An 11717-nucleotide genomic window follows, 5' to 3' on the forward strand; every position below is an offset into this window, starting at 1 on the left:
ATGAGCTCAATTTGGAATAACTGCCTTTCTAAACTTGAAAATGAAATCTCCAGCTCCGATTTCAGTACATGGATACGGCCGCTTCAGGCCATAGAAAGCGACGGGCACATCAAACTGCTGGCGCCTAACCGGTTCGTGCTGGATTGGGTCAAGCAGCATCATTTTGCCAAAATTGAAGAAACCATCCATGAGTTTTCCAATGGTACATTGAACCTGATTCTTGAAATCGGTTCCAAAAAATCGGCCGCACCTGCCGCCGCAACGATTGCCAAACCGGCCGAGACCAAAAAAGCCAGCCCCAACTTTCTTAATAAAGCGTTCACGTTTGATAATTTTGTCGAAGGCAAATCCAATCAGTTGGCCAAGGCCGCATCGATCCAGGTGTCCGAAAACATCGGCAAGGCTTATAACCCGTTGCTGATTTACGGCAGTTCGGGGTTGGGCAAAACCCATATGATGCATGCGATCGGCAATGCCGTTTTGCAAAAAAATCCGTCGGCCACGATTGTTTATCTGCACTCGGAAAAATTCGTGCAGGACATGGTCAAGGCGCTGCAGCAAAATTCCATCAATACCTTTAAAGAATATTACCGCGGCGTTGACGTGCTGCTGATCGACGATATTCAATTCTTCGCCGGCAAGGAACGCTCGCAGGAAGAGTTTTTCCACACCTTCAATACCTTGCTGGAAAAGAAACATCAGGTCGTGCTGACCTGCGATAAATATCCGAAAGAGATTATCGGACTGGAAGACCGCTTGAAATCGCGGTTTGGCTGGGGACTGCCTGTTTCGATCGAACCGCCGGACATGGAAACGCGCGCCGCTATCCTCATGAAGAAAGCCCATCTGGCGAATGTGGATCTGCCCCAGGAAGTCGCATTTTTTATCGCGAAAAGAATTCCGTCCAATGTACGTGACCTGGAAGGCGCGTTAAGGCGTGTGATCGCCAATGCTCAATTCACGGGCCGCGAGATTACGACCGAATTCACCAAAGAGGCGCTGCATGACCTGATCTCTCTGCAGGACAAGCTGGTCAACATAGACAATATCCAAAAGACCGTGGCCGAATACTTCAAAATCCGCGTAGCCGATCTGTCGTCCAAAAACAGGCGGCAATCCATTACCCGGCCGCGGCAAATGGCCATGTGCCTGGCTCGGGAATTGACCTCGCACAGTTTTCCCGAGATCGGCGAGGCGTTCGGCGGCCGCGACCATACAACCGTCATGAATGCCTGCAAGCGCATCAGCGAACTCAAGGAAGCCGACAGCAAGGTTGCTGAAGACTATTCGAACCTGTTGAGAACTTTATCGCATTAAGCGTGAAAAAGTTGTGGATAAAAAAAGCCGTTATTAACAGGCCCGATTTAGCTACAGCCAGAACACATGCAGTTACAACTTTAACCACATTGTTTTTAACAATCTAGCTCATTGATTTTTAAGGTAAAATACGAGTTTTCAACAGTGTTATACCGGCTAGTAACAACAAGAAAATTCTTTATATGAACTTTATTATAAATAGAGAAGCACTTTTAACGCCCCTGCAGCAGATAGTCAGCGTCATCGAGAAAAGGCAAACCATGCCGATTCTTTCGAACGTCTTGCTGGTCATTGAAGATAATCGGCTGATCTTGACCGGTACCGATCTTGAAATTCAGATTGTGGCCAAAATCGAGATCGGCACTGCAACATCCGGCGCCATCACGGTTCCGGCCAGAAAGTTCCTGGATATCTGCCGGTTATTGCCGAGCGGTGCTGAGATCAAGTTTGAGCAGGAAGACGATAAAGTCAAAATTCTGTCTAACCGCAGCCGCTTTTCCTTGAGCTGTCTGCCGGCCGACAACTATCCAGAATTTGCCGAATCAGAGTTTGAGCACCAGTTTTTTATTAATGCCGGCAAATTTAAAAGAGCGCTGGAGAAAACGACCTTCTGCATGGCTAATCAGGATGTCCGTTATTACCTGAACGGCCTGCTGCTGCATATTTCTAACAGCAAATTGAAGCTGGTCGCTTCCGACGGCCATCGTTTGTCCATTTATGAAGATCAACTGGATCAGGCAACCGGCTATGAAGCGCGGATTATTCTGCCCAGAAAAGGCGTTCTGGAACTAGTCCGGTTGCTCGATGATCCTGATGCCGAGTTGAGAGTCGAATTTTCCGGCAACAATATCCGCATCTTTATCAAGAATCTGGTATTTTCAGCCAAATTGGTCGATTCAAAGTACCCCGATTTCAGCAAGGTTTTCCAGCAGTCGTTTTTTAACCAGATCCATATCCAGAAGCAGTCATTAAAAGAAGCCTTGACCCGCGTTGCGATTCTGTCGAATGAAAAATTCAAAGGCGTCACGCTTGACATTGTGCCGGACAGTTTAAGAATCAGCACACACAATCCCGAGCATGATGAAGCCGAGGAAGAGCTTTTTATTGAATACACGGGCGAACCTTTGTCGATCGCTTTCAATGCCCAATATTTACTGGACGCCGTTTCAAATCTGGACTCCGAATTGGCGGTACTGACCATCGCCAGCAATGCCAGCACCTGCTTCATCGATGAGCCCAACGATACGTCGTACAAATTCATCGTCATGCCGATGAGACTGTAATATTACGAATGAGCTTGCTGAAACTGGATATTTACCATGTCAGAAATATCCGACGGGAATCTATCAGGCCTTCTCCAGCAATCAACTTTATTGTTGGAGAAAACGCCAGCGGCAAAAGCTCACTGATAGAAGCTATCTTCATTCTGGGCCGGGCCAGGTCTTTTCGTTCCGTATCGATCAAACCCGTCATCAGTTTGAATCAGCAGGATTTAATCGTTTCCGCCCAAGCCTTACAGCCGGATGGCAGTCATCGACACCTGGGCATTCGGCTGGACGGAAAAGATTTTGAAATTCGGGTCAATCATCAATCTTTGCCAAAGAAATCAGATTTAGCCTACGCGCTGCCTCTGCAATTGATCCACCCGAAGAGTTATGAACTGCTCGATGCCGGCCCGCAAGTCAGACGCGAATTTATCGACTGGGGCGTTTTCAATGATCAGAATAATTTTTTACCAGCCTGGCGCAAATTCAAAAAAGCGTTGTCTCAACGTAATCACTTGCTAAAAACGAAGCATCTCGAACAAATCAATGTTTGGGATAAAGAAGTGGTTTATTACGGTACAATAGTCAATGACTGCCGCCAGCAGTACCTACAGAAGTTCAAGCCTGTCTTTATTGAAATTCTCAACCGATTTCTCGACATTGGTCATATAGACATCACGCTTTTATCGGGCTGGGATTGCGCCAAGCCGTTTCAGCAGGTTTTAACCGAGGATAGGGATAAAGATCTGCGTTATGGCTTCACCCACAGCGGGCCCCATCGCGCCGATTTTCAGCTGATGGTTAATGACAGGCTGGCGAGAGATTTTGTTTCACGTGGGCAGTTGAAATTATTGGTACTGAGCTTAAAGCTTGCACAGGTTCAGTTGCTGGCCAATGAGCGCGGCAATATCGGCTGCATTTTAATCGATGATTTTGCGGCCGAGCTGGATGTGGTTAACCGGGCTAAACTGCTGGCTTATCTGGCTGAATTGCAATGCCAGGTTTTTATCACAGCCACCGAACAGGCTGACCTTGGCGAATTGAGCCGGTTGAAAGAATATAAAATGTTCCACGTGGAACATGGATATATAAAACCCTTGTAATGTTTCACGTGGAACATTACGGCAACACTAGAAAGCGGACAACTACATGAGTAACCCTAACAATCAATACGACAGTTCCAACATTCAAGTTTTAAAAGGGCTGGATGCAGTCAGAAAACGGCCGGGCATGTATATTGGCGATACCGATGACGGCTCCGGCCTGCATCATATGGTTTTCGAGGTCGTCGACAACTCCATCGACGAAGCGTTAGCCGGTTACTGCAAGGAAGTCCGTGTAATTATTCATAATAACGGTTCGGTTTCGGTAGCTGATGACGGCCGCGGCATTCCAGTCGATATCCACGAGGAAGAGGGCAGGTCGGCGGCAGAAGTGATCATGACCGTGCTGCATGCGGGCGGCAAGTTCGATGACAATGCCTATAAAGTGTCGGGCGGTCTGCACGGCGTCGGCGTCTCGGTCGTGAACGCCTTGTCGGAGGAGCTGAATCTGGAAATCCGCAAGAACGGCCTGCTGCATAAACAAAAATACATCATGGGCGAGCCGGTGGCGCCTCTGGAAGCCGTAGGACCAGCCGAAGGCACGGGCACTCTGATCAACTTCAAACCCAGCGGCCAGACGTTCAGCGATGTGGAGTTCCACTACGATATTCTGGCGAAAAGACTCCGGGAGCTGTCATTCCTGAATTCAGGCGTGCGCATCAGCCTGGAAGACGAACGTACCGACAAGAGCGATGTTTTCGAGTTTGAAGGCGGCATCAGCGCCTTTGTCGAGCATCTGAACAAGAACAAAACGCCGCTGTTTCCCGAAGTGTTTCATTTCGTCGCGGAAAAAGACGGCGTCACCGTCGAAGTGGCGATGCAGTGGAATGATTCCTATCAGGAAAACGTGTTCTGCTATACCAACAATATCCCGCAACGCGATGGCGGCACGCATTTGGCCGGTTTCAGAAGCGCGCTGACGCGCACGATCAATCAATACATCGAATCCAGCGGTCTGGCGAAAAAAGAGAAAGTTGCCACGACCGGCGACGACGCGCGGGAAGGCTTGACGGCCGTGCTGTCCGTCAAGGTGCCGGACCCGAAGTTTTCATCTCAAACCAAGGACAAGCTGGTTTCGTCGGAAGTCAAACCGCTGGTTGAATCGACCATGAACGAGAAATTGCAGGAATTCCTGCTGGAGCGGCCGCAAATCGCCAAAGCCATCGCCGGCAAAATCGTCGATGCGGCCCGGGCCAGGGAAGCCGCCCGCAAGGCGCGCGAAATGACGCGGCGCAAAACCACGCTGGACATCGCCGGCCTGCCGGGCAAACTGGCCGACTGCCAGGAAAAAGACCCGGCCCTGTCCGAACTGTTCATCGTGGAAGGGGACTCGGCCGGCGGTTCGGCCAAACAGGGCAGGGACCGCAGGACTCAGGCCATCCTGCCGCTGAAAGGCAAGATTTTGAATGTCGAGAAAGCGCGTTTCGACAAAATGATTTCGTCCGAGGAAGTCGGCACGCTGATCACGGCGCTAGGCTGCGGCATCGGCAAGGACGAATACAATCTGGCCAAGCTGCGCTACCACCGCATCATCATCATGACCGATGCCGACGTCGACGGTTCGCACATCCGTACCCTGCTGCTGACGTTCTTCTATCGGCAACTGCCTGAAATCGTCGAGAAAGGCTATATCTATATCGCCCAGCCGCCGCTGTACAAAGTCAAAAAAGGCAAGCAGGAGCATTATGTCAAAGACGATGCGCAATTGAATGAATACCTGATCCAGCTGGCGCTCGATAAGGCGCAACTGTTTACCGATGCCTCGGCGCCGCCGATTCAAGGCCAGGGCCTGGAAAAACTGGCCCGCGAGTTTACCGGCGTGGTCAGCACGATCAATCGCCTGTTCAGACGTTACGACGACAGTTTCCTGGAACAGCTGTCCGTTATAGGTGTTCTGGATGATGAGATCAAACAAGACCAGCAAAAGCTTGCGGCCTGGTTTGCGGACATGGAACGCCGGCTGAATCAAAATGCCGGCGAAGCGCTGTTCTCGATTGAGATCGACTACAAGAGCGGCAATGATTTCTCAGTCATCGTCAATAAGCGTCAGCACGGCATCACTAAAACCTTTATCGTGCAGGCGGCGTTCTTTGTCGGCAAGGACTACAAGCAGATCGCGCAATATGCGCAGGACACGGCCGGCATGTTCGGCGAGCATTCCTTTATTCAGATGGGCGAACGGCAGCAGCATGTCGGCAGCTTCAAGGAAGCGTTCGAATGGATGATGCGGGAAGTCAAGAAAGGCCAGCATATTCAACGCTACAAAGGCTTGGGCGAAATGAACCCGGAACAGCTCTGGGAAACCACACTCGATGCCAATAACCGCAGGCTGCTGCAGGTCAGGATCGAGGATGTGATTGCCGCCGATGAGATTTTCACCACGTTGATGGGCGATGTGGTCGAGCCGCGCAGAGATTTCATTGTGAAGAATGCGTTGGATGTGACTAACCTGGATGTTTAGTTATATTATTTTTCTGAAATAACTACTCAGTAGTGATAGATATAGAACATGGATGGCATAGATAAGACGGGTTTTTGTCCGTGTTCTATTGCTTGAACTTAACATACGTTGAGTAATGACTAAGTAAATTGAATTAGACTTAACAACTACCCGCTTGAGCGGGTAGTTGTTAATTTATAGGTAATGAAAAACGGGTTTTACTAATAAACACGGAAAAATTCGTGTAATAATTTTCTATCGGAAACACCAGTTCTTGCTACCGCTCGAACCGGTTTATTCCGGCCTACTAGACTGGCTAACGCCACTGTTTCCAGAACATTTATCTTTTCAAGATAAATTCTCCATATTTCCCATTTCGTGATCAGACCCCAATATCGCTACCGCTTTCTATGACAACGCCATTAGCCTGGAGCGCATCTTAAACTATCAAAGCATCAAGCATTGAACACCCCTGATCGGAACTTGATGCAGCGAAGCCGATCATAGAAATTAGAAAAAAGCGTTTATTTTTCCTAAATTTAAACTCTGCGAGGCTCAGATTCTGCCCAAGCGGAGGATGAGCGCCATGGACAGGTCCAAGCCCGAAGGAGGAATCATGCAGTACTCGACGCGGCAAAGGGACAGGAAGCCGGGCTCCCGCGGCCGGTTTCTGGGTTTATGGTACTTTTTCCTGGGGCTGCTGGCCTTCCAGGGGACGGTCGCGCTTGCTTCGCCCAAGCATGGCGGCGAGCCGCAAGTGAGCAGAAAGCTCATTCATCCGAGCGTGCCCTTCATCACGAACCAGGGGCAGACCGACGAGCGGGTGAGATTCTATGCGGGGGTCGATGGCGGCACTGTTTATGTCACCCGGATCGGCGAGATCGTGTACGACCTCCCGAAGGTGTCCGGCAAGGCTGGGATGACGGGTTGGTTCCTGAAGGAGGCGTTCGTCGGCGGTGCCGCCGCCTTGGTGGAAGGTGCAGAGAAAGCCCCAACCGAGGTGAACTATCTGATCGGGAGTGAGGAGTCCGCCTGGAGAGCGAACGTCCCGACTTACGGTCGCGTGACCTTCGGTGAAGTGTATGAGGGGATCGAGGTCGAGCTGAGAGCGGCGCACGCAACCGTCGAGAAACTCTTCCGCGTCAAGCCCGGCGCGAGGCCCAAGAAGATCGGAGTGAGCATCTCTGGCGCGACGTTCCTCCGGGTGAACGACAAGGGCGAACTCGAGGTCGGTACGGGGCTTGGCACGGTCGTCTTCAGCAGGCCGAAGGCCTACCAGACGGTCGCGGGCCGCGCACACCCTGTGGAGGTCGCCTATGCGGTCGATGGGACGAACTACCGCTTTGACGTGGGGCAGTACGACCGGACGAAGGACCTCGTGATCGACCCCTTGATCCAACGCACCTACCTCGGGGGATCAGGAGGGGACCGCGTCACCGCCTCAGTCGCTTCGGCGTCGAGCGTGCTTGTAGCGGGGACTACCGATTCGACGGACTTTCCAGGGACGGCGGGAGGGGTTCGGCCTGTCCTGGCGGGTCCGAGCGACGGCTTCGTCGCTCTCCTCAGTTCGGACTTGAAGACGATCATCCAGACGACGTATCTAGGGGGGACCAGCGACGACTCCGTGAGCGGTCTCGCGGTTTCGGAAGCCGGCATCTACGCCACAGGTTCGACGACATCGACGGACTTTCCGGGAACGACCGGAGGCGCCCGACCGGAGAACGCGGGGGGCAAAGACGCGTTTGCTGCGCTCCTTACCTCGAACTTGAAGGCGTTGACTCAAGCGACCTACTTCGGAGGCACCGACGAGGACGCCGCCAGCAGCGTGGCTCTTTTTGGGGGCGCCTATGCCGTGTTCGTGGCGGGCCGGACGGCCTCGCACGATCTCGTCGGGACCCTCGACAGCGCTCAGCCGCTGAACGGGGACCCGGTCATCCGCCCTGTCGGCCAGAACACGAACGACGGCTTCATCGCCGCGTTCTCCGCTGATCTGAAGAGCCTGACGCAGGCGACGTACCTGGGAGGTCGCTCCTCCGATTCCATCAACGCCATCGCGGTCTCGGCGGGGTTTGTCTACGCGACAGGGGAAACCGTCTCGACAGACTTTCCGAAGGCAGCGGGAGGCGCTCAGGAGATCCATTATCCCGACGGCCAGTCCGACGCCTTTGTGGCGCTCCTGACCAGCAGTTTGACCACGCACGTGCGGGCCACCTACCTCGGGGGGCTTGGCCAGGACATCGCGCACGCCATAGCCGTTTCAGGGCCGGACGTGTTCGTCGCCGGAGAGACCACTGCCTCGAGCTTCCCCGGAACGCTGGGAGGGCTCCAACCGACGTTCGGAGGGGCCGCGGACGGCTTTGTGGCTCGTCTCAACTCCAGCCTGGCGAACGTGATCCAGGCGAGCTACGTGGGCGCCAGCGGCGTCGACCGGGTGCTCGCCCTGGGCGTCGGCGGCTCGTTCTTCGGGCCGGTCGTCAACGTGGCGGGATCGCTCGATACGGACCCGGGCGGGATCGCCGGTCCCGATGCCTTTCTGTGGGTCCTCAGGTACGACCTGAAGGCCTTCGCTGAAAGCTTTCCAACCGCGAACCCGGCGGTCCGCACGCTCTCGGCTTTCTATTCCTTTGGATCGTCCGACGTCGCGACTGCCCTCGCCGTTCCGCCGTCCATCTCGGGGTTCAACGTGTATCTGGCGGGCGAGATCCCACCGAGCAACAACGACCAGCCGGGAGCCGCTCAGCCGAGGCACGGCGGTGGCGCCAGCGATGGGTTCGTTGCTAAGCTCGTCCTCGTCAGCGACTACTCCTTCTCGCCCCTTCCTACGATCAACGTCACCCCGGGCGGACAGGGCCTGGCGACGGTGACGGTGAACTCGCTGAACGGGTTCACGGGAGAGGCCGTGAAGCTCGGGATCTTTGCCCAGCCGACCGGAGGAGCGCTGCCGGCTGGCTTCACGGCGCCCGGTTTTCCCCAGGACATCGGCTCCCTCCCGCCCAATGGGTCCTTCTTTTTCACGCTTACCATCGGTGTCGCGTCCACCGTCACGCCCGGCACGTACACGCTGTGGATCATCGGGTTTCCGGGAACCTCGGTCGCGCACGCGGCCCGCGTGACCGTGAACGTCGTCAACACGATCCCCAGCACTATGTAGACGATCAGCACGCTCCAGGAGAGGAGCGACGGTTCTGTTGCGTTAATTTTTTCTTTGACTATGGTTCGGTTATCTTCGCGGAGTTTTAGGCCGCTAATGAATAGAATTGTCCTGTGACAGATAGATCTTGCCCATAGTCAGAAACCAGCTGGCCTTTTTTAACCCTATGCATCAGTTTAATGCCTTGCAAAATGATTCCGGCCGGACGAAAAGCTTTGAAGCCGAGCATTGATCGAATAATGCACTTGATGGCCCGATGGCCCTGCTCGACGAAATTGTTCAGATATTTGCTCTGATGAATTTCGATGGATTGACCGGTTTCTTCCTGGAGCGCCTGCTTGTCGCGATAAACAATGAGCACATAGCTTACCGAAACCGATGTCCCTTCCACTAACGCAGCAAAATCGTTTCTTGGCATTTAATGATCGAAATGTGCTTTCTAATGCTGATATCCTATTCAAGAAGCAAGCGGATGCTTATGCTGAATATGTAACATTCGCTGCCTAGCGCCGGTTATTGCTCGAGGCGGAAGGCGAGATTGATAACTTAATAGGCTGGAGGTAGTTGCTGCGGGTTATAATCTGGATTAGATCAGCATGTAGTCGATGGGACTATGGGCTGTAATTTTCGGATATGAACCTTTTCCTTTCCCGTTGGAGCCGCTTCTGACTGAAAATTTTGTCATTAGCTTTGTCACGATTTCCGAAATTTGTCATTATTTGCGCCATTTTTAAAATTAGCTAAGTCACGGATGACTTAAAATAAAGGCTTCCTTTTATAACTAACTACGACATTTAATAAATCATGCTGACTTATCCGAATATCGATCCGATCGCCATCAGTATCGGCCCTTTGAAAGTTCACTGGTACGGCCTGATGTATCTGCTAGGCTTTGCCGCCGTCTGGGTGCTGGGCAAAAAAAGAGCCGAAAAGCCGTGGTCGCCGATCAGGCCCGAGGCGATAGAAGACCTGGTGACCTACGGCGCCCTGGGCGTGATTCTGGGCGGCAGAATCGGCTATATCCTATTCTACAACTTCGGCGAGTTTCTCAATAACCCGCTGATTCTGTTCAAGATTTGGCAGGGCGGCATGTCGTTCCACGGCGGCATGCTGGGCGTATTTATCGCGATGTGGCTGTTCGGCAGGAAACAGCACTGCACAATGCTGCAACTGACCGATATCATCGCGCCGCTTGCCCCTATCGGCCTGGGCGCCGGTCGTATCGGCAACTTCATCAACTCGGAACTGTGGGGCCGGACCACCGATGTGCCCTGGGGCATGGTGTTCCCGAACGGCGGGCCGCTGCCGCGGCACCCTTCGCAATTGTACGAAGCCTTTCTGGAAGGCGTCGTATTATTCGCGATTCTGTGGATTTACACTAGCAAGCCCCGGCCGACCATGGCCGCGACCGGGCTGGCTGTCATGCTGTACGGCTGCTTCCGGTTTTTTGTCGAGTTTTTCAGAATGCCTGATGCGCATATCGGCTATCTGGCCCTGGACTGGGTTACGATGGGGCAGATCCTGTCCACGCCCATGATCATCATCGGCGGCTTGATGTTTTATTTTGCCCATAAGAAAGTCCATGCAACAGTATCTTGATCTGCTCGATAAAATTCTGAAGGAAGGAAACCTGAAAGGCGACAGAACGGGCAGCGGCACATTGTCGATTTTCGGCCATCAGATGCGTTTTGCTCTGGATCAGGGCTTTCCGTTGGTCACGACTAAAAAAGTCCATCTGAAATCGATTATCCATGAATTGCTGTGGTTTCTGAGAGGCGATACGAATCTGGCTTATCTGCATCAGCATAAAGTCAGCATCTGGGATGAATGGGCCGACGAGCAGGGCGAATTGGGGCCTGTGTACGGACGGCAATGGCGCTCGTGGCCGACGCCTGATGGCCGGCATATAGACCAGATCCAGCAGGTTGTAGATCAACTGAAAGAGACGCCGAACAGCCGGCGCATCATCGTTTCGGCCTGGAATGTGGCCGAACTGCCCGATGAGCGCATCAGCCCGCAGCAGAATGTTGCGCAGGGCAAGATGGCTCTGGCGCCCTGCCATGCGTTTTTTCAGTTCTATGTGGCTGACGGCAGGCTGTCTTGCCAGCTCTACCAGCGCAGCTGCGACACGTTCCTGGGAGTGCCCTTCAATATCGCCAGTTATGCGTTATTGACGCATATGGTGGCTCAGCAGAGCGATTTGGCGGTCGGCGATTTTATCTGGACCGGTGGTGACGTGCATTTGTACCTGAACCATCAGGAACAGGCCAAACTGCAACTGACGCGTCAGCCCTATGCATTGCCGACGTTGAAAATAAAGCACAGGCCGGCATCGATATTCGATTATCAGTATGATGATTTCGAGATTGCTGATTATCAGGCGCATGAGGCTATCAGAGCGCCGATTTCTGTTTAGCTGGGAAAGGGTGAATGATTATAGA

Annotated in this window: 8 protein-coding genes; 7 read left to right on the top strand and 1 reads right to left on the bottom strand. The window is 53.0% G+C overall.

All coding sequences use genetic code 11. The features are described from left to right. The 5 genes from dnaA (at nucleotide 1) to ACTNE6_RS00025 (ending at nucleotide 9276) form a co-directional block, all read left to right on the top strand. Nucleotides 1-1317 carry a chromosomal replication initiator protein DnaA gene (dnaA, locus tag ACTNE6_RS00005; protein ID WP_442498162.1) on the top strand — a complete coding sequence of 439 codons (1317 nt, stop codon included), beginning with the start codon at nucleotides 1-3 and terminating at the stop codon, nucleotides 1315-1317. A gap of 182 nt (nucleotides 1318-1499) precedes the next feature. Next, nucleotides 1500-2600, top strand: coding sequence for a DNA polymerase III subunit beta (gene dnaN, locus ACTNE6_RS00010; protein ID WP_194968946.1), 1101 nt, complete (start codon nucleotides 1500-1502; stop codon nucleotides 2598-2600). 8 nt (nucleotides 2601-2608) lie between these two features. Beyond that, entirely contained in the window at nucleotides 2609-3685 is a 1077-nt protein-coding gene (gene recF, locus ACTNE6_RS00015; protein ID WP_442498163.1) for a DNA replication/repair protein RecF, read from the top strand. A 46-nt stretch (nucleotides 3686-3731) separates the two neighbouring features. Next, nucleotides 3732-6146, top strand: coding sequence for a DNA topoisomerase (ATP-hydrolyzing) subunit B (gene gyrB / locus ACTNE6_RS00020; RefSeq protein WP_442498164.1), 2415 nt, complete (start codon nucleotides 3732-3734; stop codon nucleotides 6144-6146). Nucleotides 6147-6741: 595 nt separating this feature from the next. Next, entirely contained in the window at nucleotides 6742-9276 is a 2535-nt protein-coding gene (locus ACTNE6_RS00025; protein ID WP_442498165.1) for a DUF7948 domain-containing protein, read from the top strand. A gap of 85 nt (nucleotides 9277-9361) precedes the next feature. Here ACTNE6_RS00025 and ACTNE6_RS00030 read toward each other — a convergent pair whose 3' ends face one another. Beyond that, nucleotides 9362-9694, bottom strand: a complete 333-nt coding sequence (locus ACTNE6_RS00030) for a DDE-type integrase/transposase/recombinase (protein ID WP_442498166.1) — start codon at nucleotides 9692-9694, stop codon at nucleotides 9362-9364. A 386-nt stretch (nucleotides 9695-10080) separates the two neighbouring features. Here ACTNE6_RS00030 and lgt point away from each other — a divergent pair, with 386 nt between their 5' ends. Next, nucleotides 10081-10875, top strand: coding sequence for a prolipoprotein diacylglyceryl transferase (lgt, locus tag ACTNE6_RS00035; protein WP_442498167.1), 795 nt, complete (start codon nucleotides 10081-10083; stop codon nucleotides 10873-10875). Beyond that, nucleotides 10859-11692, top strand: coding sequence for a thymidylate synthase (gene thyA, locus ACTNE6_RS00040; protein WP_442498168.1), 834 nt, complete (start codon nucleotides 10859-10861; stop codon nucleotides 11690-11692). The genes lgt and thyA overlap by 17 nt, the downstream gene beginning before the upstream one ends. Nucleotides 11693-11717: the final 25 nt, after the last annotated feature.

Source organism: Methylobacter sp. sgz302048 (assembly GCF_052162025.1).
Taxonomy (GTDB): domain Bacteria; phylum Pseudomonadota; class Gammaproteobacteria; order Methylococcales; family Methylomonadaceae; genus Methylobacter.